24 protein-coding genes are annotated in these 26,824 nt (G+C 62.2%); 13 read left to right on the top strand and 11 right to left on the bottom strand.

The features are described from left to right. Window positions 1-119 precede the first annotated feature (119 nt). Both ASG19_RS09285 and ASG19_RS09280 read left to right on the top strand, forming a co-directional pair. Window positions 120-1,106, top strand: coding sequence for a hypothetical protein (locus ASG19_RS09285; RefSeq protein ID WP_062455569.1), 987 nt, complete (start codon window positions 120-122; stop codon window positions 1,104-1,106). A 75-nt stretch (window positions 1,107-1,181) separates the two neighbouring features. Beyond that, window positions 1,182-1,547, top strand: a complete 366-nt coding sequence (locus ASG19_RS09280) for a VanZ family protein (RefSeq protein ID WP_062455565.1) — start codon at window positions 1,182-1,184, stop codon at window positions 1,545-1,547. A 366-nt stretch (window positions 1,548-1,913) separates the two neighbouring features. Here ASG19_RS09280 and sbmA read toward each other — a convergent pair whose 3' ends face one another. Together sbmA and ASG19_RS09270 are read right to left on the bottom strand one after the other, a co-directional pair. Beyond that, window positions 1,914-3,191: a peptide antibiotic transporter SbmA gene (gene sbmA, locus ASG19_RS09275; protein WP_062455562.1), complete on the bottom strand. Its 1,278-nt coding sequence runs from the start codon at window positions 3,189-3,191 to the stop codon at window positions 1,914-1,916. A 129-nt stretch (window positions 3,192-3,320) separates the two neighbouring features. Next, on the bottom strand, window positions 3,321-4,508 hold the full coding sequence (locus ASG19_RS09270; RefSeq protein WP_062455560.1) for a YbfB/YjiJ family MFS transporter: 1,188 nt from the start codon (window positions 4,506-4,508) through the stop codon (window positions 3,321-3,323). Between the two features lie 306 nt (window positions 4,509-4,814). On the opposite strand from ASG19_RS09270, the gene ASG19_RS09265 reads away from it, so the two are divergent. Continuing rightward, the gene (locus tag ASG19_RS09265; protein ID WP_062455558.1) at window positions 4,815-5,030 is read left to right on the top strand and encodes a hypothetical protein; all 216 of its coding nucleotides are present in this window, start codon (window positions 4,815-4,817) and stop codon (window positions 5,028-5,030) included. Between the two features lie 53 nt (window positions 5,031-5,083). On the opposite strand, the gene map is transcribed toward ASG19_RS09265, so the two are convergent. The 6 genes from map to ASG19_RS09235 form a co-directional block, all read right to left on the bottom strand. Further along, entirely contained in the window at window positions 5,084-5,842 is a 759-nt protein-coding gene (gene map / locus ASG19_RS09260; RefSeq protein ID WP_062455555.1) for a type I methionyl aminopeptidase, read from the bottom strand. A gap of 58 nt (window positions 5,843-5,900) precedes the next feature. Beyond that, window positions 5,901-6,944 (bottom strand): LLM class flavin-dependent oxidoreductase, encoded by a 1,044-nt coding sequence (locus tag ASG19_RS09255; protein ID WP_062455554.1) that lies wholly within the window; start codon window positions 6,942-6,944, stop codon window positions 5,901-5,903. Between the two features lie 222 nt (window positions 6,945-7,166). After that, window positions 7,167-7,631: an SRPBCC family protein gene (locus ASG19_RS09250; RefSeq protein ID WP_062455551.1), complete on the bottom strand. Its 465-nt coding sequence runs from the start codon at window positions 7,629-7,631 to the stop codon at window positions 7,167-7,169. Between the two features lie 91 nt (window positions 7,632-7,722). Continuing rightward, window positions 7,723-8,484 carry an ABC transporter ATP-binding protein gene (locus ASG19_RS09245; protein ID WP_062455548.1) on the bottom strand — a complete coding sequence of 254 codons (762 nt, stop codon included), beginning with the start codon at window positions 8,482-8,484 and terminating at the stop codon, window positions 7,723-7,725. Next, entirely contained in the window at window positions 8,481-9,482 is a 1,002-nt protein-coding gene (locus ASG19_RS09240; protein WP_156466494.1) for an iron chelate uptake ABC transporter family permease subunit, read from the bottom strand. The genes ASG19_RS09245 and ASG19_RS09240 overlap by 4 nt, the downstream gene beginning before the upstream one ends. 71 nt (window positions 9,483-9,553) lie before the next feature. Then, window positions 9,554-10,579, bottom strand: coding sequence for an ABC transporter substrate-binding protein (locus ASG19_RS09235; RefSeq protein WP_062455545.1), 1,026 nt, complete (start codon window positions 10,577-10,579; stop codon window positions 9,554-9,556). Window positions 10,580-10,792: 213 nt separating this feature from the next. Here ASG19_RS09235 and mqo point away from each other — a divergent pair, with 213 nt between their 5' ends. From mqo to ASG19_RS09215, 4 genes are all read left to right on the top strand, one after another. After that, window positions 10,793-12,499, top strand: a complete 1,707-nt coding sequence (mqo, locus tag ASG19_RS09230) for a malate dehydrogenase (quinone) (protein ID WP_062455542.1) — start codon at window positions 10,793-10,795, stop codon at window positions 12,497-12,499. 159 nt (window positions 12,500-12,658) lie between these two features. Continuing rightward, window positions 12,659-13,366: a glutathione S-transferase N-terminal domain-containing protein gene (locus ASG19_RS09225; protein WP_062455539.1), complete on the top strand. Its 708-nt coding sequence runs from the start codon at window positions 12,659-12,661 to the stop codon at window positions 13,364-13,366. A gap of 44 nt (window positions 13,367-13,410) precedes the next feature. Continuing rightward, window positions 13,411-13,881 (top strand): GFA family protein, encoded by a 471-nt coding sequence (locus tag ASG19_RS09220; protein ID WP_062455536.1) that lies wholly within the window; start codon window positions 13,411-13,413, stop codon window positions 13,879-13,881. 115 nt (window positions 13,882-13,996) lie between these two features. Beyond that, complete coding sequence (locus ASG19_RS09215) at window positions 13,997-14,575, top strand: SH3 domain-containing protein (protein ID WP_162238139.1); 579 nt, start codon at window positions 13,997-13,999, stop codon at window positions 14,573-14,575. Window positions 14,576-14,579: 4 nt separating this feature from the next. Here the strand turns inward: ASG19_RS09215 and ASG19_RS09210 are convergent, their stop codons facing one another. Next, window positions 14,580-15,914, bottom strand: coding sequence for a D-alanyl-D-alanine carboxypeptidase (locus ASG19_RS09210; protein WP_062455530.1), 1,335 nt, complete (start codon window positions 15,912-15,914; stop codon window positions 14,580-14,582). Window positions 15,915-16,230: 316 nt separating this feature from the next. On the opposite strand from ASG19_RS09210, the gene ASG19_RS09205 reads away from it, so the two are divergent. Beyond that, the gene (locus tag ASG19_RS09205) at window positions 16,231-17,520 is read left to right on the top strand and encodes a hypothetical protein (protein WP_062455527.1); all 1,290 of its coding nucleotides are present in this window, start codon (window positions 16,231-16,233) and stop codon (window positions 17,518-17,520) included. A 42-nt stretch (window positions 17,521-17,562) separates the two neighbouring features. Here the strand turns inward: ASG19_RS09205 and glpK are convergent, their stop codons facing one another. Further along, on the bottom strand, window positions 17,563-19,056 hold the full coding sequence (glpK, locus tag ASG19_RS09200; protein WP_062455523.1) for a glycerol kinase GlpK: 1,494 nt from the start codon (window positions 19,054-19,056) through the stop codon (window positions 17,563-17,565). 247 nt (window positions 19,057-19,303) lie between these two features. Here glpK and ASG19_RS09195 point away from each other — a divergent pair, with 247 nt between their 5' ends. From ASG19_RS09195 to xdhC, 5 genes are all read left to right on the top strand, one after another. Beyond that, a complete protein-coding gene (locus ASG19_RS09195; protein ID WP_082472015.1) occupies window positions 19,304-20,254 on the top strand; it encodes a sensor domain-containing diguanylate cyclase in 951 nt (316 codons plus the stop codon). A gap of 156 nt (window positions 20,255-20,410) precedes the next feature. Beyond that, a complete protein-coding gene (locus tag ASG19_RS09190; protein ID WP_062455520.1) occupies window positions 20,411-21,187 on the top strand; it encodes a 3-hydroxybutyrate dehydrogenase in 777 nt (258 codons plus the stop codon). Window positions 21,188-21,845: 658 nt separating this feature from the next. Next, window positions 21,846-23,318 carry a xanthine dehydrogenase small subunit gene (gene xdhA, locus ASG19_RS09185; protein WP_062455519.1) on the top strand — a complete coding sequence of 491 codons (1,473 nt, stop codon included), beginning with the start codon at window positions 21,846-21,848 and terminating at the stop codon, window positions 23,316-23,318. Next, window positions 23,318-25,657, top strand: a complete 2,340-nt coding sequence (gene xdhB, locus ASG19_RS09180; RefSeq protein ID WP_062455516.1) for a xanthine dehydrogenase molybdopterin binding subunit — start codon at window positions 23,318-23,320, stop codon at window positions 25,655-25,657. The genes xdhA and xdhB overlap by 1 nt, the downstream gene beginning before the upstream one ends. A gap of 32 nt (window positions 25,658-25,689) precedes the next feature. Next, on the top strand, window positions 25,690-26,544 hold the full coding sequence (xdhC, locus tag ASG19_RS09175) for a xanthine dehydrogenase accessory protein XdhC (protein WP_062455513.1): 855 nt from the start codon (window positions 25,690-25,692) through the stop codon (window positions 26,542-26,544). Window positions 26,545-26,552: 8 nt separating this feature from the next. Here xdhC and ASG19_RS09170 read toward each other — a convergent pair whose 3' ends face one another. Continuing rightward, window positions 26,553-26,732 (bottom strand): hypothetical protein, encoded by a 180-nt coding sequence (locus ASG19_RS09170; protein ID WP_156461906.1) that lies wholly within the window; start codon window positions 26,730-26,732, stop codon window positions 26,553-26,555. Window positions 26,733-26,824 lie beyond the last annotated feature (92 nt).

Below are 26,824 nucleotides of genomic sequence, written 5' to 3'. Positions count from 1 at the left end.
GCTTGTTGATGCAAGGAGCCTTGGTCCCTTCTATCATATCCCAATTCAAAGCTTCGCCTTAATCCGGGCGCAGGGAAATTCGCCTCGATTCTCCCCTTTGGACACAGTACCGGGTTGCCATGCGTTTGCTCTTTTCCTCCATCGCCCTTTGCCTCTGCCTCGCCTCCCCGGCGCTGAGCGCAGACGAGCGGCCGAAACAGTTGCTGATCGTCTCCTTCGATGGCGCCGGTCCCAACCACCTGTGGCAGCGCAGCCGCGATTTTGCGAGGTCCAACAACGCCCACTTCACCTACTTCCTGTCCTGCACGCTGCTGATCCCCCGCGCCGAGCGGTCGACCTATCAGGGACCGGGCCACAAGCCCGGCCGCTCCAATATCGGCTTTGCCCAGACGAAAGACGAAGCGCGAGAACGGCTTTCCCATATCTGGCAGGCGCATCAGGAAGGCCACGACATTTCCAGCCACACCTGCGGCCACTTCGACGGCAAGGACTGGTCCGCGGCAGACTGGAGCGCCGAGATGACGACCTTCTCGCGCGTCCTCGGCAATGCCTGGACGGCGATCGGTGCTGGCGACAGCGAACCCGACGGCTGGAAGGATTTCGTGGCGAACGACATCCATGGTTTTCGGGCCCCCTATTTCTCCACCAGCGCCGGCATGACTGCCGCCGAGAAAAAGGCGGGCTTCACCTATGACGCAAGCCTCGTCACCAAGGGGCCGATGATGCCCGACGACGAGGACAGGCTGATCCGCTTCGGCCTGCCGCTCATTCCCGAAGGCCCGTCGCAGCGACCGCTCATCGCCATGGATTACAATCTGTTCATCCGCCATTCCGGCGGCATCGACAATCCCAGCCAGTCGTCCACGTTCGAGGACCGCGCCTATTCCGCGTTCCGCGCCGCCTTCGACCGCGAATACGACGGTGACCGCATTCCTGTTCAGCTCGGCTTTCACTTCGTCGAGATGAACGGCGGTGCCTATTGGCGGGCGATGGAACGGCTGGTCTCGGAAGTCTGCAATAGGGACGATGTCGCCTGCGTCAGCTACAAGCAGGCCATCCCCATGATCGCAGAACGTCGCAAGGCCAAGGCAACGTCCGGCCTGTAGCCATCTGCTGGACGCCGTTAACCGCGGGCGACGATTCGATTTTCGCAATGCAGCACAATTCGGTATGACACCCTGATGACAAACCGCCTTCTCGCAAATCCGGCCAGAACCCTGGCCTGGCTGGCGCTCGCCGCAATCGTCTTCGTGACGATCTCGCCGATCGACCTGCGGCCGCACGACCTCCTGCCCGTCGATGTCGACCGGGCGGCGGCCTTCGCCGTGATGGCCTTCCTCTTCGTCGTCGCCTATCCGCGCCAGTGGATTTTTTGCGCAGTTCTGCTCTTGATCGGGGCTGGTGGCATCGAGATGCTGCAGCTCCTGTCGCCCTCGCGCCATGCCCATATGGATGACGCACTGGTCAAGGCCGCAGGCGCCGCCATCGGCTGCCTTGCCGGCTGGACGCTGAACCAGATGCGCTTCCGCCGCAAAGCTGTCGCCTAAGGCGTCCGAAAAATCCGCTAATGCACGTTATCTCCGTTTGAAACCAACGGATTATCATCTTTCTGAAAACCGCCCGTCCTCACGCTGTCGGGCCGGGTGATAATGCTTGCGTCATCGGGCGGGAAACCGGGTTCGCGAACCGGCATCACCAACAGGTTCGAAAGAACCGGTTCCGATGATGGCCGTGACGCTTTTCGGGCAGGCTATACCCCGAAAATCATCGGAAACGGTCCCGGCAGGCGGAAAGCCTGAACTCCAAAATACCCTTATTGCGCCGCCTGCCCTTCCCCTGAACGAGAAACCGCGCCGGACTAGTCACCCGGCGCGGCCAAAACTGCTGTCTGCTATCTGGAAACGACGCGCCGATCAGGTCGGCTTGTTCGCCGCCATCTCCCCGCCTTCCGCTTCACGCACCAGATAATTCCGGTCGATCTCCGGCAGCGGCTCACCATCGATCGCCGCCTCGAAGGCCTTCAGGCGCTTGTGGATCGACAAAAGCTCGATGATCGTCGTCCAGGAGTTAACGAGATACTGGAACGAGTTCGACACCTGCCCGAAGGCCGTGGCGATCTGCTGGTAGATACCATAGGTAATCTTGCCGGCGACGATGGTTGGAACCAGCATGAACAGCAGGAAAAGCCCGTCCGCCTGGATGTAGAAATAGCGGGCGACGTTGAAATAGAGGTAATGCCAGTACATGCGGAAATAGTTCTTCCGCACATTCCCGTAGAGTTCTCTGACCGTCGCAGGCTGGGCGCGATCGGCATGGTCCTCGCCGTAAACAAGTTCCTTGCGGTAGGCGGCTTCAACGCGCTGGTTGCGGAAATTCAACCCCGGAAGCTTGACGCCGACAGTTGCCAGAAGAACGGTACCAAAGGTTGCCCAGAAGATCGCCAACCAGAACAGCGCATGCGGTATCTGCCCGATAATCGGCAGTTCCGTCACGTAGCTCGACAGTCCGAACAGGATCGGCAGGAAGACAATCAGGGTCATCACGGAATTGATCAGCGTAATGCCAAGGCCTTCCAGCGTCGCGGAGAACCGCATCGTATCTTCCTGGACACGCTGCGATGCGCCTTCGATATGGCGCAACTGCTCCCATTTTGACATGTAGAAGTCGTTCATCGCCGTGCGCCAGCGAAAGATGTAGTGGCTGGTGAAGAAATCCGTGAGGATCGATACGGCCATGCTGAGGAAAGCCACCTGCGCGAAGATCAGCATCAGACTGTAGAAGTCCCATGCCGTCGTCCCCGGCTTGCCCTGCAGGGCGTTCATCAGCGTATCACCGAAAGGACGGCGCCAGTTGTTGATGACGACGGTCACCTGCACGCCGAAATAGGTGACGGCGACGATCAACAGGGATCCCCACACCGACCAGCCGATCCACGGATTGTAGCGATCGATGAAACTCCATGCGGCGCCGAACAACAGCATGCAGATTGCAAAATAGGCATAGAAAAAGACATTGGACGGCATCAGGAAGAAGGTGAGGTCATATGGTTCCACCGCCCCCTCCGGCGCGCCGAAGCCAAGACTGTCGCCGATACCGGCAAAAACAAAATACCAGGCGAGGACAGCGACAAACGCAAATGCAATCGCCGAAAGGAAAAACAGTTTTGGTCGGGGAAAGAAGGAGTGGAACACGGAGCGCGCGCTTTCCTGAGTTCGATTCTAGGATGATGTCGGGGTGGACGATGTGGCCGGAAACTAAGGCAGTTCCAAGGGAGCGGCAATGGTTCCCCACCATTGTTACATAAATGTAAGCATCAGCCCTCAGGCGTCCCGTCGAGGCACATACCGGATCAGCGGCAATGCCAGCCCGACGCACACGACAAGGGCGCCGGCTGCAATCAGCGACGGTAGCGTGAAACTGCCGCTCCGCTCCGCTATAAACCCTGCCACCAGCGGCCCGACGATCTGGCCGGTGCCGAAGGCGGCGGTCATGAAGGCAAAGGCGCGGCGCGGGCTTTGCGGCGCAAGCTGGCGCCCGAGCTGCAGCCCGTAGGCGGTAACGACCATGAATGTCGCCCCGAGCAGCAACCCGCCGAACAGCGCACCGGGAACCGCAGGCAGCATCACCGAGCCCAGCACGCCGAGCCACAGCAACGCGATGGCAGCGCAATAGGCCGCCCCGAGCCCGAGCCGCCTGACGAAGGGCTGCCAGGCAAACAGCGAAACCGCCGCCGCACAGCCGGTGACGAACCAGGCCAGAAACTCGACCACCGACCCGGCATTGCCCATCCGGGCGATCGCGACAAGAAACGTGGCGGTGATCACGTAACCGAAGCCGAACAGACCATAGGACAGCGTTATCAGCACAAGCGGACGGTTCCAGACGAGCCTCGGCTCGACGGGTACCCGCGTCTCCCCGGCCGGCCGCGGCAATCCGCGCGACACCAGGAGGAAGACAAGAAACGCGATTGCCGCACCCGCAAACCAGTTGATCCGCCACCCGTGCGCCGCATCACCCGCCACCGTGTTGACGATGAAGGCAAGCGCCGAAGACAGCGCGATGCCGGCGCCCACGCCACCGTAATGCAGCATGCCGACAGTCGGACGGCCCGCCGCATGCGGCAGCACCACGGCCGAGGTGAAGATCATCGAAAACGCACTGGCAAGCCCGGCGAGAAAGCGGATCGCCACAAACACCGTGACCGATGTCGAAAGACCCATGGCAGCCAGAAGAACCGCAGTCGCCAGCAATCCTCCGAGCGCCACCTGCCGCTCGCGACCGGACGCCCAGCCGTAGGCCGAGAGCACGGCGCCAGTCAGATAGCCCGCGAAGTTACCGGCTGCAATCGTGCCCGCATCGGCAGCCGAGATCGGAATGCCCGCAATCATCCCCGGCAGCACCGGCGTATAGAAGAACCGCCCGAACCCCATCGCCGCCGCCATAGCGACGCCGCCGGACACGCCGATCATAAGGGGGGTTCGAACCTGAGGCGTAGAGATCTGCAACATGTCGCCTTATCCCAGCGGCAGTTGCGCTGCACAATGCAGAAATTGTCATCGCTGCGATGACGAGCGCTGATGGGTGGTCGGGCAGCCTCAAATTCGGATCACCTGCAATCCCATTCCCGACACCACAAATCACGACTTCTGTCGCTTTGCTGACACGAATGACGGGCATTATATGAAGGTCGACAGGGGCTCCGGTGATTCGGATGTCCTGGCCGGCGTTCATTTTAGGAAATCTACGCATCGTACCCTTCGAATGCCGTTTCAGGTGTTCGGATCGATTTTGTAGGGATGATGGAGTTTATATTGATGAACCAGGATCTTACCCGTTCGGACGTGATGTCCGACCCTTTGATCTCGCAGCTGCGCGAGGCCGACCAGATCGGCAACGCGGCTTTTGCCCAGTTGCTCGAAAGCGCTGCCCGTCGCCAGACCAGCCTGATGATGGACAAGCTCAATCAGGAGCGCGCCGACGCTTTCTATCGCAGGCTGGATATCGTCTGCAGCAAACACAAGAAAAGCTGATCGGATCGACACGGCCGACTCTTCGGCCGGTCTGCTGACAGAGCTAGGATAGCCTAGTCTGCCAGCGTCAGGATCAGCGGCCCGTTGCGCGTCACCACGATCGTGTGCTCGAACTGCACGGTCGGCGCCTTGGGTTCGCTGTAGAGCGTCCACGGATCGCTCTTGTCGTCGGCGTCCTCGGCCCATTCGCCGCCGAGCGACAGGAACGGCTCGATGGTAAACACCAGCCCCTCCTCCATGATACGGCTTTCCTGCGGATCCGGCCATGTCGGCACTTCACCCGGCTCCTCGTGCAGCGAGCGGCCGATGCCGTGGCTCGAAAGATTGGTGATCAGCGTATAGCGGTTCTTCTTGGCAAACGCCCCGATCGCGTTGCCGATGCCGGCAATCGGCTTTCCCGTCTTCACCTGCTGCAACCCGGTCCACAGCGCCCGCTTGCCGTCGCGGCACAGCTTTTCGACCTCGCGCTTGACCGGCGGCACGCAGAATGACGCGCCTGTATCGCCGTAAAATCCGTCCTTGAGCGCCGAAACGTCGATATTGACGAGATCGCCCGCCGCAATCGCCCGGTCGCCGGGAATTCCGTGCGCCACTTCCTCGTTGACGGAAATGCAGGTCGCGCCGGGAAACTGGTAGTCATGCTCCGGGGCCGACTGCGCGCCACTGTCTTCCAGAAGCTTGCGGCCTATCGCATCCAGTTCGCGGGTGGTGATCCCGGGCTCGAGCGCCTTGCCCATCAGATCCACCGCACGGGCGCAGAGCCTGCCGATCTCCTTGAGCTTTGCAAGCTCGTCTTCGTTCGAAATGATCATTCGTCCCGCACGTCCACTCTCTGTAAGGTCGCCGGTTTCGCGCCAACAACCCGGCCCGTCAAATGCTTTTTGGGCTCCCGATCTCTTTTCTGACGATCGGCGCCACTTTCGTGCCGTAGAGTTCGATGCCGCGCATGATCTGATCATGCGGCATAAGGCCGATCGCCATCTGCAGCATGAAACGGCTCATGCCGAACACCGTGTGGGCAGCGATGATCTTTTCCGCCACCAGCTCCGGCTCGCCGACAAAGAGATTGCCGATCGGACCACGGGCCTGGTCGAAATGCGCCCGGTTGGTCGGTCCCCAGCCGCGCTCGCGACCGATCCGGTCCATCACCGAAGCCTGCGGCCCGTAGAACTGCTGGGCAGCGATATCGGTCGTATCGGCGATGAACCCATGGACAGCGATGCTGGTTGGCAGCGCGGCGGCATCATGCCCGGCCCGCGTCGCCGCCTCGCGGTAAAGCTTGAAGAACGGCGCAAAGCGCGGATATTCCCCGCCGATGATGGCGACCGCAAGCGGCAGGCCCATGGCGCCGGCCCGCGCCACCGATTGCGGCGTGCCGCCAACCGCGATCCACACCGGCATCTGGTTCTGCAACGGCCGCGGATAGACGCCACGGCCATTGATCGGCGCCCGCTTTTCGCCCTGCCAGGTCACGATCTCGTTGTCGCGCAGCGCGAGCAGCAGATCGAGCTTTTCCGAAAACAGGTCGTCGTAATCGCCAAGGTCGTAGCCGAACAGCGGGAAGGATTCGATGAACGAGCCGCGCCCGGCCATGATCTCGGCCCGGCCGCCGGAAATCAGATCGACGGTCGCAAACTCCTGAAACACCCGCACCGGATCTTCCGAGGACAGAACCGTAACGGCACTCGTCAGCCTGATGTTTTTGGTGCGCACGGCCGCCGCCGCAAGCACCGTCGCCGGCGACGATATCACATAGTCGGCCCGGTGATGTTCGCCGAGCCCGAACACGTCGAGCCCCACCTGGTCGGCAAGCTCGATCTCTTCGAGAAGGTTCGTCACCCGCCGTGCCGCCTCCCCACCCTTGTTGAGCGTGGTCGGGTCGAGATCACCGAAAGTGTAAAGGCCGAGTTCCATCGTCAGAAGATATCCGGTTGCTGATGCCAGTCACATAGTCACCGGACAGACATCCCGCAAACCGGATTTTCTCGAACGGTTCGTTCGATTGAGTGGATAGGCAAAAAGGAATCCGTTTTCAGACAGTTGAAGGCAAACCCGGATTCACGTCGTCAGCCGCACCGTTGGCGGATTAAGGACACGAGCAATAGGGCCCAACAGCTTGAAAGGACTCGGTGAAACCTACATCTTCTTGGCAATCTCGGCCATCTGGTCCGCAACCACGCCCCAGCCTTGCTCGAACCCCATGTCCCGGTGGGCGATCATGTCTTCCTCGGCCCAGTGGACGGCCGTTGCCGTGTAGCGCGAGCGTCCGCCGCCGATATCCTCGAACGCGATGATGCCGGTCATGAACGGCTTGGCCGAGGGCACCCATCCGGCCGTATAGGCGTCGGTAAACACGAGCTTCCTGTTCGGCACGACTTCCAGATAGACTCCGGCATTCGGCACCGTTTCGCCTTCTGGCCCCTGCATCAGAACAAAACTCTCGCCGCCGGGGCGAAGGTCGGCGCGCGCCTGCGTCACTTTCCAGGGCAGCGGGCAGAACCACTCGCCGAACCGTTCCGGCGTCGTCCAGACCTTGTAGAGCTTCTCGGCCGGCACATCGAACTCGCGGACGATCTGCAGTGCGTAAGCGGCGTGTGTCATCCGTCTCTCTCCCGTGCGTGTTCAACGTTCTGAGGAAATGAGCCTACAACGAATGCGTCGCGAGGGAAGCGCGAATACGAGGTTTTCGGATCTATCGCAGATAGTGGATATGCGGCCGCCCGTGATGCGACGAGGTTTCCACCCGCGCATCGACCGAAAACACGTCCCGCAGAAGTTCCTGCGTGATGATCTCCTCCGGCGTGCCCGACGCGACGATCCTGCCCTGCTGCAGGATGATCAGGCTGTCGCAGAACATCGCGGCGTGGTTGAGATCGTGCAGCGCGATCACGCTTGTGACCGGCAGACCGGCAACCAGCCGCATGAGGCTGATCTGGTGCTGGACATCGAGATGGTTGGTCGGCTCGTCGAGGATCAGTTCCTTCGGCGATTGCGCGAGCGCCCGCGCGATATGCACGCGCTGCCTCTCACCGCCCGACAGGCTCTGCCAGCGGTCGTTTCGCTTTTCCACCATGCCGGATCGTTCCAGCGCTTCACTCACAGCCTCGTCGTCGGCCAGCGACCAGCCCGAAAACATCGACCGGTGCGGAAAGCGCCCGAGCTTGACCACGTCGATGACCCGCAGGCTGGAATTGGTCGTCGCATGCTGCTCCACGAACGCCACCCTTTGGGCGATAGACCGACGGCCGATCGTGCCGATATCGCGGCCATCGAGCGTCACTTTGCCCGCATGCGGCGTCTTCAGTCCGGCGATCAGGCGCAAAAGCGAGGTCTTGCCGGATCCGTTCGGCCCGAGCAGCCCGACCATCTTGCCCGGTTCGGCCGCGAAGGACACGCCGTCGAGAATGGTCTTGCGGCCGATCTTCCAGCTGAGATTTTCCGCTTCGATGCTCATGACGACTTCTGGAACCGGTAGAGAATGACGGAGAAGAACGGCACGCCGACCAAAGCCGTGACGACGCCGATCGGCAGAACCTGCTGCGGGATCAGCGCCCGCGAGGCGATATCGGCCAGCACCATGAAAATCGCGCCGACGATGGCGCAGGCCGGCAGCAGCCGGATATGCAAAGGCCCGACGATGAACCGCGCCGCATGCGGCACGACGAGACCGACGAAGCCGATCGTTCCGACCATCGAGACGATCGTCGCCGTCATGATCGCCGTCAGCGCAAACAGAACGATACGGGCCCGACCGACATTGACGCCAAGCGAGGCGGCCGCCTCGTCTCCGAAGGCAAACGCGTCGAGCACCCGCGCATAGAACAGGCAGACGATCAGGCACACCCCGACGACCACAGACACCAGCATGAATTCCGGCCAGCGCACGCCGCCGAAACTGCCGAGCAGCCAGAACATCACGTCGCGCGCCTGCTGCGCATTGCCGGATGTGGTGACGATATAGGAGGTTGCCGCGTTGAACAGCTGCGACGCCGCAACGCCCGCAAGAATGGTGCGGTCCGCCCCACCCCGCGCGCCGTTCGACAAAAGCGCCACGAAAAAGAAGGCCGCGAATGCGCCCGCAAAGGCCCCGGCCGAAAGCGACACCGTGCCAGCGCCAAGCCCGAGAATGACGATTGCCACCGCCCCGGTGGAGGCGCCGGCGGAAATGCCGAGCACATAGGGCTCGGCCAGCGGATTGCGCAGCAGCGACTGCATGATGGCGCCAGACAGCGCAAGACCCGCACCGCAGAAGGATGCGACCAGCGCCCGGCTGAGGCGGTAGTCCCAGATGACCGTCTCGTGGATGCGGTTGAGCTCGATCGCGGTCCAGCCCAGCCGGTTGGTGATTGCGGCATAGGTCGTCGAAAGCGGGATCGGCAGGTCGCCGATCCCGACGCTCACTCCGACCACGAGACCGATGGCGGCGAGCGACGCCAGCAGCAGGCCGAACAGGACGGCAAGCTGCCGCCCGTTCTGCCGGCCCGTATGCCGGCTTTGCTGCGGGATCGGTCGCTGCGTTTCGCTCACTTCAGGAGACCAAGCGCCTTGAGCTGCGAGGCCACCTGTTCGGCGCCGTAGATCGTGCGGATCGTCGGGTTCATCGCCTGACCGTCCATCACCACCATCGCCTTGTTCTTCACCGCCGCGATCTGGCTGACGGCCGGATCGGTGGTCAGGAACTTGATCTTGGCGTCCGGCTTGTCCAGCTCCCAGCGGTTGCGGTCGAGATTGGCGACCACGATCACATCGGGATTGGCAGCGATGATGCTTTCCCATCCAAGCGTTGGCCATTCGGCTTCCGCCGTCACGGCATTCTTGCCGCCCAAGAGATCGGCGATAAAGCCGGAGGCCGCGTTCTTGCCGCCGAGATAGGCATCGGCGGTCGGCGACTGGCTGGAGAACCAGAACAGGTAGGAGAGTGTCTTGCCGTCCTTGGCAACGCTCGAACGAAGGGCGGCCTCACGCGCCTTGAAATCGGCGATGACCGCTTCGCCACGCTCGGAAACGTCGAAGATCTGCGAAAGCTCGGCGATCTCCTTATAGAGCAGGTCCATATTCCAAAGCTGGTCGCGGCTGCCGTATTCGTTCTTCACCTTTTCGGTGGAAAGGCAGGTGCTGGGCGAGATATAGGTGGGGACGCCGACTTTCTCGAAATCCTCGCGCTTGGCAACCTTGCTGGTCGGGCCGATCAGGCTCGGCAGCGCGGCGGCGGCAAAATCCGGGTTCTGCGCCAGAATGCTCTCGAATGTCGGGAATTCGACAGTCAGCAGCTTCACCTTGGCATTGGCTTCTTCCAGTTGCGGCAGGACCTTGCTCGGCCAGAAAGCGGTTCCGACCATCCTGTCCTCGAGCCCGAGCATCAGCAGGATTTCCGCGCTGTTCTGGCCAAGTCCGACGGCCCGTTCCGGGGCCTTCTGGAAGGTGACGGAAGCGCCACAATTGTCGATCGTCAGCGGGTACTGGGTTGCCGCCTCGGCAAGATCGGCAGTCGCGAGACCAAGAGCGGCGCAAAGGCCGGAGACGGCCAGAAGAGACTTAATCGCTGTCACGAGAGTGGTTCCCTGTTGAAGGACGATGGGCGCACGCGCCCTATATCCACGCCGCCGGATCAAAACAAGATGAATTCAATCATCTTTTGATGAACAGCCGCCGCGTCACGCTGTCCTTCCGACAAAATGCCGCAACGGGGGCTTGTCGGTCTATGATAAATCCCTTAGAGACCGCCGCGGGAGGAGCGAAACACCAACAATTCCGAGGTGGCGATGCCTTCCAAGAACAATAACATTTCGTCCTCCACAAGCGGCATGGCGGTCAGCCGTCGCCAGCTTCTCGGCTCCGCTGCGGGCGGCGCTGCTGCACTTGGCGCAACGACGCTTCCGAGCTGGGCGCAAACCACCTCTCCCGAAAAGACGGTCGACGTTCTCCTCGTCGGCGGCGGCATCATGAGCGCCACGCTCGGCGTTCTCATCTCGCAGCTCGAGCCGACCTGGACGATCGAAATGATCGAGCGCCTCGACAAGGTCGCGATGGAAAGCTCCAACGGCTGGAACAACGCCGGCACCGGCCACTCGGCGCTCGCCGAACTCAATTATTCGCCGATGGACAGCAACGGCAATGTCCAGATCAACCGCGCAATCGAAATCAACGAAGCGTTCCAGGTCACCCGTCAGTTCCTCGCCCACCAGGTGGATGTCGGCGTTCTGAAGGATCCGCGCTCGTTCATCAACTCGACGCCGCACATGAGCTTTGTCTGGGGCGAAGACAACACCGCGTTCCTGGCCAAGCGCTTCGAAGCGCTGAAGGCGAGCCCGCTCTTCTCCGGCATGGAATTCTCCAACGATCACGCCAAGATCGCCGAATGGGTTCCGCTGATGATGGAAGGCCGTGACGCGAACCAGAAGCTCGCCGTCACCTGGAGCCCGCTCGGCACCGACGTCGAGTGGGGCGAAATCACCCGCCAGTACGTGGCGCACCTGAAGGCCCAGCAGACGTTCACCCTGCGCACCTCGTCGGAAGTCGACGACATGCAGAAGAACGACGACGGCACCTGGACGGTCAGCTATTCCAACCGTGACACCGGCGCATCCGAAACGGTCCGGGCGAAATTCGTCTTTATCGGTGCCGGCGGCGGCGCATTGCCGCTTCTGCAGATGTCCGGCATTCCCGAAGGCGACGACTATGCCGGCTTCCCGGTCGGTGGCTCGTTCCTCGTCTGCGACAAGCCTGAGATCGTCGAACGCCACCTTGCCAAGGCCTATGGCCAGGCCGAGACCGGCGCTCCGCCGATGTCGGTGCCGCATCTCGACACGCGCGTGCTCGAAGGCAAGCGCCACATCCTGTTCGGCCCCTTCGCCACCTTCTCGACGAAGTACCTCAAGGAAGGCTCGCTGTTCGATCTGCCGGCTTCGGTCACGCTCGACAACATCTGGCCGATGGTCAAGGTCGGCACCGACGAGTTCGCGCTCGTCCAGTATCTCGCCGGCCAGCTGATCATGTCCGACGAAGACCGCTTCGAAGCGCTCAAGGTCTACTTCCCCAATGCCAAGGCCGAGGACTGGCGCCTGTGGCAGGCCGGCCAGCGCGTGCAGATCATCAAGCGCGATCCCGTCAAGGGCGGCGTGCTGAAGCTCGGCACCGAGATCGTTGCAGCCAAGGACGGCTCGATCGCAGCCCTTCTCGGCGCTTCGCCTGGCGCCTCGACCGCAGCCCCGATCATGCTCGACGTTCTGAAAAAGGTGTTCGCCGAAAAGCTGAAGACACCGGAATGGCAGGAACGCGTCCACACGATCGTTCCAAGCTACGGCCAGAAGCTGAACGAGAACCCGGACATGCTGGCCAAGGCATGGGCCGCCACGGAAGCCCGCCTGCAGCTGGCCATCGCCTCCCCGGCGGTCAACGCAGCAGCCGCCGCCAGCGCAACGGTAACTCCCGCTGGCGACGTCAAGAAAGTCCCGGACATCGCTTTGTAATCGCGGCGGCCTGGACGGAATGAATGGAGCCGGGTGTCCGCAAGGACGCCCGGCTTTTTCGTGGTGCAATTCGGGCTGACAGCCACGGAAACGTTTCCTCTTTTCCACGGGCAGTCACCGAACTAGGGTGTGCTGGATAGTTCAACCCGAGGATCCCCCATGGCCGATCTTTCCGCTTATCCGATCACCACCCGCTGGCCCGCCCAAAACCCTCAAGTCCTTCAGCTCTATTCGACGCCCACGCCGAATGGCGTGAAGGTTTCGATCATGCTGGAGGAGACGGGCCTGGCTTACGAGCCGCATTTCATCAATATCGGCGCGAACGAGACCTGGGAGCCGGAGTACCTGTCGCTCAACCCGAACGGCAAGATCCCGGCAATCCTCGATCCGGATGGTCCCGGCGGCAAGCCTCTGGCGCTGTTCGAATCGGGTGCGATCCTGATCTATCTTGCCGAAAAGACGGGACAGTTTCTGCCCGCCGACCCGGCCGGCCGTTACGAGGCGATCCAGTGGGTGATGTTCCAGATGGGCGGGCTCGGTCCGATGTTCGGCCAGCTCGGATTCTTCCACAAATTCGCCGGCAAGGATTTCGAAGACAGGCGCCCGCGTGACCGATACGCCAAGGAGAGCGCCCGGCTGATCCGCGTGCTGGAAACACGGCTCGCCGGTCGCGACTGGGTGTTGGGCGACGAATACACGATCGCCGACATTTCCATGCTCGGATGGGTTCGCAACCTGATCGGCTTTTACGGTGCCGGCGACCTCGTCGGCTATGAAGAGCTTGTCCATGTGCCGAAATGGCTGGAACGCGGCCTAGCCCGTCCCGCCGTGCAGCGCGGACTGGATATCCCGAAACGCCCCGCCTGACATTGTCAGCATGATGCGCTATCTCCTCGGGATCACCTGAGGAGATGCCGATGCCGAAACTGCCGCTCGATGGGTCCTGCCGCTGCGGCGAAATCCGCTTCCGGATCAGCGCAGCGCCGCTGGTCACGATGGCCTGCCACTGCAAGGGGTGCCAGAAGATGAGCGCCAGCGCCTTCTCCTGCTCGGCCGCCATTCCTGCCGATGGTTTCGAGGTCACAGCGGGAAAGCCTGTCATCGGCGGCATGCATGGCGACGACGTCCATCACTACCACTGCTCGCGCTGCAAGAGCTGGCTCTACACGAAGGCGACAGGGATGGACGGGTTCGTCAACATCCGGCCGACCATGCTCGACGATGCCAGCTGGTTTGCGCCCTTCATCGAAACCTTCACCTCGACGAAATTCCCCTGGGCAAACACGGGCGCCACCCACAGCTTCGCGGAATTTCCGCCGATGGACGCTTACGAAGGGCTCGTCAGGGACTGCCGGGCGCAGGCCGGGAGCGACGACCGATAACCCCATCGTGAGTGCATCGTGTCCCCGGAGCCGGCGTTGATTAACGCCCTGCTAACCACGACCGACTTGAATGCCGCAGCCGGCCTTAGCTGGCTGCAGCAACGATGGCGGGTTGATGAAAACAAACGGAGAAATCGGAACGCGCGCCAGAAGAGCCTTGCCCGCTCTCCTGGTCCTGATCGCCATCCTGGCACCGGTCGAAACAGGGGGCAGCGTGCCGCAGGCGCAAGCCGCGTTCAACGACGGCTGGAAGAAAGGCCGCTCGACCGGGTTTCCGATCCCCCGCTTTGTGTCGCTGAAATCACGAACGGCGCATATGCGCGTCGGACCCTCGCTGGATCACCCGACATCCTATGTCTATTCCGCCCGTGGCCTGCCGCTTGAAATCATCGAGGAATATGGAAACTGGCGGCGCGTGCGTGACCAGCAGGGCGCGAGCGGTTGGATGTTTGCAGCGCTTCTGTCCGGCAACCGCACCGCCGTGGTCGGCCCCTGGATCAAGGAGACGGTGCCGTTGCGCATCGCGCCCGCATCCGACGGGCGGCCGGTGGCGCAACTGCAAGCGGAGGTGAAACTCGATATCGTCAGGTGCGACGGCCGCTGGTGCCGCGCGCAATTGCAGAACCGCCGGCTTGCCGGCTTCGTCAGACAGGCGGATCTGTGGGGCGTCTATCCCGGCGAAACGATCGAGTAAGGCCTCAGCGCACCACGAAACAGGTCATCGATTTCGCCTGCAGCGAGGCGCAGGCGCTGGCGGCAACCTCACGGCTGGCAAATCCAACAAAACGTGCGCGAAAATACTCGCGGGCGCCATCCTTGTAACCCTCGACGCTTGGTGCCGCCGGGCCGAACCCGCCTGCGAGAACCGGCAGTGCCCGCTCCAGCATCGCGGTCGCGGCCCTGCGGCTGCCGGCGGCGGCAACCTGGATGCTCCAGCCTGCGGCGTTCGACGCGGCATCCACCTGCGATGCAGCGCTCGACGCATCGGCGACCCGCGCGGAGGGCAAGGGAACCGGCGGTTCGATGCCGGTGCGCGACTGGGTTCTGCCGCCGGCACTGGCAGCGACAGTCCTCTGGCTCGACGATGCCATGCCGGGCGAAATCTGACGGCGCGGCTGTTCGGCATAGGAGAGGACCTGGCCCGCCGCCGGAGCTCCCGCCTGGCCCCCAGGCTGGACGCCGGGACGCTTTTGCGGTTCCGCCGTCGCCACAAGCGCACCGCCTGCCGGCCGCATCGGGTTGGTATACTGATCGAGCAGCGCCGCCATCTGGTCATCGCGCTTGCGGGCGGACTTGCCGCCCATCACCACGCCGATATAGCGCTTGCCGTTGACGACAACGGCGCTTGCCAGATTGTAGCCGGAGGCGTTGACGAAACCGGTCTTGATCCCGTCCATGCCGGGATAGCGGTACATGAGATTGTTATGGCCACGGATGGTCCGGCCGCGGAACACGAACGAACGCATCGAAAACAGCTGGTACTCGCTCGGATAGTCGCGGATCAGCGACAAAGCCAGGATCGCCATGTCGCGGGCGGTGGTGATCTGGGCCGGATCCGGCAGGCCGGACGCATTGCGGAACACCGTCTTCGACATGCCGAGCGCCCGGGCTTTCGCCGTCATCATCGTCGCGAACCGTTCTTCCGAACCGCCAAGACGATCGCCGAGCGCCGCCGCCGAGTCGTTGGCGGATCGGATGCCGGTGGCAAGCACCGCCTCGCGCACGGACAGCGTCTCGCCGGGCTTCAGCCCCAGCTTGAACGGGATCTTCGACGCCGCGTTCGGCGTCATGACGATCTGCTCGTCCCAGGTCATCCGGCCGCTCTTGATCGCCTCGAAGGTGAGATAAAGCGTCATCATCTTGGTAAGCGACGCGGGGTGGTTGAGCACGTCGCCATTTTCGGACGCAAGAATCTTGCCCGCGCTCACATCATAGATGAAATGCGCGTAACCTGCCTGCGCCTCGGTCCGGCCGGCAGCGACCGCCAAGCATGACACCAGAAAAAACGACAGAACACGCAGCAGCCGAACCATTCTTCACCTTCTCGAATTTGCGGTGCGACCATAGGCGAGCGATACCGGCATGAAAATGGCGCTGCCGAATTTTACCCGGTATGACGTGTCTTTTTATGGGACACCGATCGGACGGCGACCGCGGCCTGCGCTGATCCAATCGGAACGGATCGTCTTGTGCGAAGACGATAAATAAGCAACCCGTCCGTAAGATACTGCTCAAACTGCAGGCAGACGACAGCGCGAGAAATAAATCCTGACAGATTGTCGATGAATACATCAATCTGCTAAGAACAGTTCCACAAACCGGAGGCGGTTGACGGGATTGGGGCAGCCATTGCAGACCTATATAAAAAACAACGACGCCGACAGGCCGGCAAGCATAGTCTTGTTTGCCGCAACGCTTTTGAATACGGCCCTTGCTTTCTCCAACAGCCTTCTGTTTCCGGTCAATTCAACTATCGCGTCCGTCGCTCAATTAGCGATTACTGCAGCAGCAATTGCTGTTGCTGTCCTGCGGCGGCCACATCTTCCGTTGAGCTTCTGGATCGCCTGCGCCTGCCTTGGTGTTTTTGCACTCTTGGCGTCGATCTGGAACGAGCTCAATTCGAAACATTACTACGACCTGATGGTCATCCCGATCTTCATCATCTTCGGAAGTGTCATCAGGCAATTTCCGTTCAAGGCCTTCAAGCTGATCATCGCTGCGGTCGGTGTCATCTGCTTTCTGGATGCGTTCCTGGTCGGCCTCTATACCACGCTGTTCAATCCCCTCTCGTTCTTCCGCAACACCCGGGTCTGGGTCTCCGACCAGCTCGCCAGCGGCTCGGACGAGATGGGGCTTTATCTCGGCGCCAACCGCGGCGGCGGAAGTTTCTTCGGCTTCCTGACCGATCACCGGATCGGTGGACCGTTTCTGGAACCTCTGTCGCTCGGATATTTCGCAGTCGTCGCCTGCATGTTCTTCGCCGTCTGGTTCCGGCACTACCCCTGGCAACGCGCGGGCGCATTTGCCGCCTGCCTGGTCCTGGCACTGCTGGCCGACTCGCGTGTGCCGTCCGCCATGATCATCCTCTTTTTCGGCCTCTCATGTCTCCAGTCGCATATCAGAATGGCATGGTCGGCTTGGGGTCCGGCCATCGTGCTGGTCGCGGCATTTTTCTTCTACATGATGAGTGATGGCCGGCTTGCCGAGTCCGAAACCCCTCGACGCATCGCCATCACATTCGATGTCGTCACCAGTACCAACATCTTCGAGTTGTTCTCGGGCGCCTTGAACGTGAGCCGGTTCGGCGACAGCGGCATCCTCTATCTCGTCTACGCTGCCACACTGCCAGGCATGTTGCTCTGCCTCTACCTCTTTTCAGGCGTCCTGAGTTCGACCCGCCTGACGCCGCCGATCCTGCCACTGATGGCATCGATCTACATCACCACGACGGCGCTGTTCGGCGGCGCGTTTCTCTCGATCAAGACGTCCGCACTTTTGGGAATCATGCTCGGAGCAGCATCGGTCGGCGCAGTTCGTTCCAAGTTGAAAGCACGATCGATGCGGAAACAGCCGGCTCCATTCAGTCAACCCGGCTACAAGCCCGACCTGGGAGCGGTCGGTCAACAAGCGACAAATTGACTGGTGCTAGATAAGCAAGAGGGCTGAGGCCAAAATTCCCCCTCACCCCTTCGTCAACGTCCGCCTTACCGCGTCCTTCCAGCCCTTGATCTTGGCAACCCGTGTCTTCGGGTCCATCTCCGGCTCAAACCGGCGTTCTCGCGCCCAGCTTTTGGCAAAAGCCTTGCGGTCTGGCCAGACGCCGGCCTTGGAGCCGGCGAGCCAGGCGGCGCCAAGGGCGGTGGTTTCGAGGATCTTGGGGCGATCGACCGGTGCGTCGAGGAGGTCGGAGAGACGCTGCATCGTCCAGTCGGAAGCAACCATACCGCCATCGACCCTCAGCACCGTGTCGCCGCTGCGGTTCTTCCAGTCGCGGCACATGGCATCTAGCAGGTCGCGGGTCTGGTAGCAGACGGCTTCGAGTGCGGCGCGGGCAATTTCCGCCGGTCCCGTCGCTCGTGTGAGGCCGAACATGGCGCCGCGCGCCTCCGCATCCCAGTGCGGCGCGCCCATGCCGGTAAAGGCGGGCACCAGATAGACGTCCTGCTGCGGATCCGCCTTTGCGGCGAGATCTCCCGATTTTGACGCCTTGTCGATGACGCCGATTCCGTCGCGCAGCCATTGCACGGCAGCGCCCGCGATAAAGATCGAGCCTTCCAGCGCATAGGTCGTCTCGCCGTCCAGCCGGTAGGCGATGGTGGTGAGCAGCCGGTTTTTCGAAGGCACCATGTCGCGTCCCGTGTTGAGAACGGCGAAACAACCGGTGCCATAGGTGGATTTCATCATGCCCGGTTCGAAACAGGCCTGGCCGATCGTTGCCGCCTGCTGATCGCCCGCAACGCCGAGGATCGGGATCTCGGCGCCGAACAGGGATTTTTCCGTCACGCCGAAATCGTCGGCGCAGTCCTTCACCTCGGGCAGCATGGCGGCCGGGATCTTGAGGATATCAAGCAGCGACTGGTCCCAGGCATTGTCGGCGATATTGTAGATCAATGTGCGCGAGGCATTGGTGGCGTCGGTGACGAAGCTCTTTCCCCCTGTCAGCCGCCAGATCAGAAACGTATCGATCGTGCCGAAGCAGAGTTCGCCCTTTGCGGCGCGCGCCCTCGCACCCTTCACGTTGGACAGCAGCCAGGCAAGCTTGGTGCCGGAGAAATACGGGTCGAGCAGCAGGCCGGTGCGCTTCGAGAAGGTCTTTTCCAGACCCTCGCGTTTGAGCTTTTCGCAATAGGATGCAGTGCGGCGATCCTGCCAGACGATGGCGTTGTGGATCGGCTTGCCGGTCTGGCGGTCCCACACGACGACGGTCTCGCGCTGGTTGGTGATGCCGATTGCGGCGATCTGCGATGCCTCAAGGCCTGCGGCCTTCAGCGCCTGCTTGACCGTCACGAGCACGCTCTCCCAGATCGCTTCTGGATCGTGCTCCACCCAGCCCGATTTCGGAAAGATCTGCGGAAACTCGGTCTGGCCGACACCGGCGATCTGCATTGTTTCGTCAAACACGATTGACCGTGTCGACGTGGTTCCCTGATCGATCGCCAGGATGTAACCCGCCATGCTGCCCTCCCTCACCATTTGCGCGTTGATCACGGTTTGAGCAGATGCCGCCGTCGCCGTCAAACCGCAACTCCCCGCCATGGAGGCTGGAATCGAGCGGGTGCCGCACCGTTATCCACAGGATCAGCGGCGAAACTGCTAAATTTCGCATTTGCCTTTTTGAGCGAGCGCCCTCTTTTGGACGCACCCATAGCTTTATGCGGTCTTTGGACCCCGCAGGGGACTTGTATCTTCAAAAGGAGCCGGGATGAATCCGACCCCCCCGATGGCGCTGCAGCCTTTCAGGAAATCACTGACGGCCAAGATCTTCATGATCTGCTTTTTGTCCATCCACGTGCCCTTGATCGCCGTGATCGCCTATCTCGCGATCGGTTTCGAAACCCAGCCGCTCACGCTTCTTCTGTTGCTGCTCGGCGCCACGCTGATCGGCACCGTGGCCTGCCTTTCGGGCCTTTGGCTGCTGCTGCGGCCGCTCCGCAGCCTGACGCGCGCGGTCAAAACCTATCGCGACGAAGGCCAGCCGGTGCGGATGTTTTCCAAAGCCGATGATGAGATCGGCGTGCTCGCGACGGCTGTGACCTCGATGGTCGCCGAAGTCGAAACGCTGATGCAGAAGCTGCGCCACCAGGCGATGACCGACCCTTTGACCGGGCTTGGCAACCGCCGCTGGCTGAGCGAACGCGTTGCGCAGGAACTGGCACGCGCCGAGCGCCAGGCGGAACCGATCTCGGTCATCCTGTTCGATCTCGACAAGTTCAAGACCATCAACGACAGTCACGGACACGATGTCGGCGACCAGGTTCTGGTGGCAGCCGGCGAAATTGCCACCAATTATGTCCGCCCCTACGATCTCGCGGCGCGGATCGGCGGCGAGGAATTCTGCATCGTCTTGCCGAAGACAACCGAGACGGAGGCCGCTGATATCGCCGAGCGGTTGCGCGCAGCACTCGCAAAGACCACCGTCACGCCGCTCGCGCAAGGCCGTCTCACCGCAAGCTTCGGCGTCTACCAGGGGGAGGCCGGCGAGAGCTTCGCACAGATGCTGCGGGTGGCCGATACGCTGCTCTACGACGCAAAGCAAGGCGGGCGCAACCGCGTGCGCCAGGCCGCCAGAAACACGGCCGGCAACCCGGCGCGATCCCCGTCTCATGCGCAGGCGACCCATGCCGCAACCGGTGCGGGCAAGCCGGCAAACTGAAGCTTACTGCAAGGGCAAGGCTGGCGCCTGGCCCTTGCTTGCTCCCCTTCTTTCGGCACTCCTTGGCAATTGCCAGGGCGCAAGGTTTGAGCGTACCTTTCCGGTCGAGGCACCGCTCAAGCGCGGGCGCTTTGGCCTAGGGAGGGTTTTATAAAAATGGCAAGAACCGTCGTCGTCACCGGCTCAACGTCCGGCATCGGTCTCGGCATCGCAAAGGGTTTTGCAGCCGCGGGCGATACGGTCGTGATCAACGGCTTTGGAGAAAAGGACGCAATCGAGGCCGCCTGCCGGATGCTCGACGAGGCGGGTGCCGCAACCGTCCTCTACCACCCGGCCGACATGACGAGGCCCGGCGAGATCGAGGATCTGATCCGGAGCACGGCGAAGACATTCGGAACGGTCGACGTCCTTGTCAACAATGCCGGCATTCAGCATGTGGCAAAGATCGAGGACTTTCCGCCGGAAAAATGGGACCAGCTGATCGCCATCCTCCTGTCATCCGCCTTCCACACGATGCGCCACGCGATCCCGCTGATGAAAGCGCAAGGCAAGGGCCGCATCATCAACGTCGCCTCCGCCCACGGCCTCGTCGCCTCGCCGTTCAAATCCGCCTATGTGGCCGCCAAGCACGGCATCATGGGCCTCACCAAAAGCGTCGCGCTCGAGGTTGCGCAATCCGGCATCACCGTCAACGCCATCTGCCCCGGCTTCGTGCTGACGCCTCTGGTCGAAAAACAGATCCCCGCCCAGGCCCGCGAAAAGGGCATCAGCGAAGCGCAGGTGCGAGACGAAGTGCTGCTGCGGCTACAGGCTACGAAGGAATTCGTCGCGGTCGAGGACGTGGCCGCCGCGGCGCTGTACCTCGCGAGCGATGCGGCAAGAAGTATCACGGGGACGCACCTCTCCATCGATGGCGGATGGACGGCGCAGTAGTTTGGGCGTGGGAGGCGATTGGGAGCGAGTGCAACTGAGAAAACGGCACGTCTCCGCTTCCCTCATTCCGTCTCCCTGCGCGTGCTCTCCGTGGCCGCGCGTTGTCCTCCCCACGACCCTCATCCCTGTGCTTGTCACAGGGATCCAGTCACGCGAAGTCTTTCGCGTGGAAAGGCTCTTCCGCGTCGCGGACGCGACGCTGCTGGATTCCTGTGACAAGCACAGGAATGAGGAGAGTTGGGCGGGTGTTGCGACGGAGACGCTAGGTGGTCGCTGCGGTGGAGAGATCCGGACAGCTGTCTCGGCGGAAAGGTTGCCTCCCGCGTCCCCGCCAAAAATATCTCCATCGACGGCGACCGCACTGCGAAGTAGACTTGCGCGAAGCAAGCGATGTGGGTGACGACGCCCACCCCCGCTACCCTCATTCCTGTGCTCGTCACAGGAATCCAGTCACGCGAAGTCTTTGCGTGAAATGGCCCTTCCGCGTCGCGGACGCGACGCTGCTGGATTCCTGTGACGAGCACAGGAATGAGGAGAGTTGGGCGGGTGTCGCGGCGGAGACGTCGGGGCGTCGCGGCAGAGACTTTGAGCGGATGCCCCGGCATCCGCGCCAATGAAATTGACAGCAGAAGCCGGGAACGGCGGACGAAGGAGACAGATGAGTTCAGCGATCCGCTTCATTCTCAACACGGAAGAGTTGAGCCTTGGAGATTTCGGCCCCACGGAAACGCTTCTCGATTATCTGCGCCTCAGAAGGCGGCTGACGGGGACGAAGGAAGGGTGTGCCGAGGGCGATTGTGGTGCCTGCACGGTGCTGGTGGGGAGGCTGAGCGAACGCGGCCTGATCTATGAAAGCGTCAATGCCTGCATCCGCCTGCTCGGATCGCTGCACGGAACCCATATCGTCACGGTCGAACATCTGGCCGCAAAGGATGGCGTTCTGCATCCGGTGCAGCAGGCGATGGTCGACTGTCATGGCTCGCAATGCGGCTTCTGCACGCCGGGCTTCGTGATGTCGCTTTATGGGCTCTGGCTTTCCAACGAACAGCCGTCGCGCCAGGACATCGAAAGCGCCTTGCAGGGCAATCTCTGTCGTTGCACCGGTTACGAGCCGATCGTCAAGGCGGCCGAACAGGTGGCGGAAAGCCGCCCGAGCGCGCTGTTTGATCCGCTGGAACGCGACCGCACCGAAATCATGGGCAAGCTTTTCTCCATGCAGTCGGCGACCGACACGCTCGTCGTTGAGAAAGACGGCGCACGCTCCATCGTACCGGCCTCGGTCGAGGCCTTTGCCGAAGTCTTTTCCCAAAACCCTGATGCAACCGTCGTGGCCGGCGCCACTGACGTCGGGCTGTGGGTGACGAAGCAGCTGCGGCTGCTCGACCCTGTGATTTTCATCAACCACCTCAGCGAGTTGAAATCGATCACCATCGAGGATGGAGGCGTCTCGATCGGCGCCGGCGTCAGTTATGCGGATGCGCAAGGCGTGATGGATGCGGTGGTTCCCGCCTTCGGCCGGCTGATCGACCGGATCGGCGGCAGCCAGGTGCGCAACATGGGCACGATCGGCGGCAATATCGCCAACGGATCGCCGATCGGCGACACGCCGCCGCCCCTGATCGCGCTGGGTGCCGAACTGACGCTGCGTTCCCATTCCGGTCGCCGCACGATGCCGCTCGAGAATTACTTCATCGCCTATGGCAAGCAGGACCGGCAGCCCGGCGAGTTCGTCGAAAAGATCGTCGTGCCGCGCCCGGCAGAAAACAGCCATTTCGCCGTCTACAAGATTTCCAAGCGCCGCGATGAGGACATTTCGGCGCTGTGCGGCGCGTTTTACCTGATGCTCGATGCGGAAGGGCTGGTCGAGGAGATCCGCATCGCCTTTGGCGGCATGGCGGCGATCCCGAAACGGGCGACCCACGTGGAGGATATGCTGACCGGACAGCCCTGGAGCTGGGGCGTGGTATCGGCCGTGCGCGACGCGTTCGATGCGGATTTCCAGCCACTGACCGACTGGCGGGCGACCGCTGAATACCGCAGCCTGACGGCCAAAAACCTGCTAACGCGGTTCTTCCTGGAGACCGCGGGCGCACCGAGCGAGTTGCACCGGTTCGAGCTGGAGGAAGCATGATGGACAATACAAGCTTTCCGATGAAGCCCGTGATCGACGGCCCGATGCATGTGTCGCTGAAGCATGATTCGGCGCACAAGCATGTGACCGGACAGGCCGAGTATATCGACGACATCCCAGAACCCGCAGGCACGCTGCATGGCGGGCTGGGCCTTGCCGATCGTGCCCATGCCCAGATCGTGTCGATCGACCTCGAAGCCGTCAAGGCCGCACCCGGCGTCGTCTGGGTGATGACGGCGGACGATATTCCGGGGGCCAACGACGTCGGCTCGACCGGACGCCATGACGAGCCGCTGCTGGCGACCGATCTCGTGCAGTTCCACGGCCAGCCGATCTTTGCGGTGTTTGCGGAAACGCGCGACCAGGCCAGGCGTGCAGCACTTCTGGCAAAGATCGAGTATAGCGACCTTCCCCACTGGAGCGACATCGCAGGGGCCCGCGACAATGGCGCGCCATTCGTGACCGAACCGATGACGCTGAAGCGCGGCGAGCCGGAGGCCGAGATCGGCAAGCCGCCGCTTCGGGTTCAGGCCTCGATGGAAATCGGCGGCCAGGAGCATTTCTACCTCGAAAGCCACATTGCCTTTGCCATTCCGGGCGAGGATGACGACGTGATCGTCTGGTCCTCGACCCAGCATCCGAGCGAGGTGCAGCATATGGTGGCGCATGTGCTGGGCGTGCCGAACCACGCGATCGAAGTCCGCACCAGACGCATGGGCGGCGGTTTCGGCGGCAAGGAGACCCAGGGCAACCAGTTCGCAGCCCTTGCGGCCGTCGCGGCAAAGAAGCTCAACCGGGCGGTCAAATTCCGGCCGGACCGCGACGAAGACATGTCGATGACCGGAAAGCGCCATGATTTCCGGGTCGATTACGATATCGCCTTCGACGAAGAGGGTCGCATCCATGCGGTCGATGCGACCTATGCGGCGCGTTGCGGCTTTTCCGCCGATCTCTCCGGTCCCGTCACCGACCGGGCGCTGTTTCATGCGGATTCGAGCTATTTCTACCCGCATGTGCACCTGACCTCGCAACCGCTAAAGACCCACACGGTGTCCAACACCGCCTTTCGCGGGTTCGGCGGGCCGCAGGGCATGCTCGGCGCCGAGCGGATGATCGAGGAAATCGCCTATGCGGTCGGCAAAGACCCGCTCGAGGTGCGCAAGCTCAATTTCTACGGACAGCCCGGCTCCGGCCGCACCACGACCCCCTATCATCAGGAGGTCGAGGACTGCGTCATCGCCCGCATCGTCGACGAACTGGAACAGTCGAGCGACTATCAGGCGCGGCGGCAGGCGATCCTCGAGTTCAACGAGCAAAGCCCAGTCATTCGCAAGGGCATCGCGCTGACGCCGGTCAAGTTCGGCATCTCGTTCACGCTGACGGCCTACAACCAGGCGGGCGCGCTCGTGCATGTCTATAACGACGGTTCGATCCACCTGAACCACGGCGGCACCGAGATGGGCCAGGGTCTCTATACCAAGGTGGCGCAGGTGGTGGCCGATGCTTTCCAGGTCGATATTGACCGGGTGAAGATCACCGCGACGACCACTGGCAAGGTGCCGAACACATCCGCGACCGCCGCCTCTTCCGGCTCCGATCTCAACGGCATGGCCGCCTACGATGGGTGCCGCCAGATCAAGGAGCGGCTGGTGGATTTCGCCTGCCGGCAGTGGAAGGTGGAAAAGTCGGAAGTGGAATTCCTGCCCAACCGCATCCGCATCGGCGGCGACACCGTGCCCTTCGATACATTCGTGAAGGCCGCCTATTACGACCGTGTGCAGCTTTCCGCCGCAGGTTTCTACAAGACACCGAAGATCCATTGGGACCGGGCGGCCGGAAAGGGCCATCCGTTCTACTATTTCGCCTATGGCGCCTGCGTGTCGGAAGTCTCGATCGACACGCTGACCGGCGAATACATGATGGATCGCACCGACATTCTCCATGATGTCGGCAAATCGCTCAATCCGGCGATCGATATCGGCCAGATCGAAGGCGCCTTCGTGCAGGGCATGGGGTGGCTGACTACCGAAGAACTGTGGTGGGACGCCAAGGGGCGCCTCAGAACGCACGCGCCCTCCACCTACAAGATCCCGCTCGCCTCCGACCGGCCGAAGATCTTCAACGTGCAGCTGGCGGAATGGTCTGAAAATGCTGAACCGACCGTCGGCCGCTCGAAAGCCGTGGGCGAACCGCCGTTCATGCTGGCGATCTCGGTTCTCGAAGCGATCTCGATGGCGGTGGCAAGCGTTGCCGACTACACCGCCTGCCCGAGGCTCGACGCGCCCGCGACGCCGGAAAGGGTGCTGATGGCAGTCGAGCGGATGAAGGCGTTGGGGTGAGCCGCGATGCTGCAGCCGCATGAGCCCCAACCATGACCCTGCCGCTTGCCGCGTTTCTCGCCGCCAACCCCGCATCGGTCCTCGTCGAGATCACTGAGGCGAAGGGCTCGACGCCGCGTGAGCGAGGTGCGTTCATGCTGGTCAGCAGCACTGCGATCTGGGGCACGATCGGCGGCGGCCAGTTCGAATATATGGCGATCGACAATGCCCGCTCTATCCTTGCAGGCTCAGGGGCGGTGGTGATGGATATTCCGCTGGGACCCGAGATCGGCCAGTGCTGCGGCGGGCGAACGAAACTCGTGTTTACCGTCGTGACGTCTGGCGTCGCAGTAGATCTGCAAACCCGTATCCGCTTCGAAGAGGACACGCGCCCCGAAATCTACCTGTTCGGCTGCGGCCATGTGGGTCTGGCGCTGGCACGCGCCCTCGTGCCCCTGCCCTTTGCCGTCACGGTCATCGAGACACGCGCCGAGGCGCTGGAGGGACTGCCGCTAGAAGTGTCCGCAAGGCTGATTGCCATGCCGGAAGCGCATGTGGCGGAGATTGCGCCGGGTGGCGCGGCTGTCATCCTCACCCACGACCATGCGCTGGACTTCCTCATCGCCGAACGGGCGCTTTTGCGGGGAGACCTCGCCTATGTCGGCATGATCGGCTCTGCCACCAAGCGAGCGACATTTTCGAACTGGCTGCAGCGGCAGACGGAGGATCGTGACGCGAGTGCGGCAATGATGGCCCGGCTGACGCTACCGGTCGGCAATGTCTTGGCTGACGGCAGCGTCAAGGACAAGCGCCCGGCGGTGATCGCAGCGCTGGTCGCCGCCGAACTGTTGCACCGCGTCCCGGCCCGGCATCCGGTCGAAAGTGTCTCGGCGCGTTCTTCGGTCTGACACGCGCCTCACGGAAAGCGCTGGTAGCGATCCACCTCGGCCCACGCCTCGGAACGGAAGCGACGCTTGACGGTGCTGGGCGAGATCCTCTCGTCGAGCAGACCGAAGGCCCGCAGTTCGTCCTCGCTGACATTCTCCACGTCGCACCGCTGGCGGGAGCCCGAGATCATCGATGTCAAAAAAACCACGCTTGTTTTCAGGCGCAGAAATGCAGCGCGCAAACCACTGAACATGGCCGCTTCTCCCTTGTTGAGTCATCATTGATTTGATGTTTGTGCTT

The sequence above is a fragment of the Rhizobium sp. Leaf306 genome (assembly GCF_001423425.1).
Taxonomy (GTDB): domain Bacteria; phylum Pseudomonadota; class Alphaproteobacteria; order Rhizobiales; family Rhizobiaceae; genus Neorhizobium; species Neorhizobium soli.
Note: the sequence above shows the minus strand (reverse complement) of the source record. Positions and strands in the feature narration are given on the sequence as shown.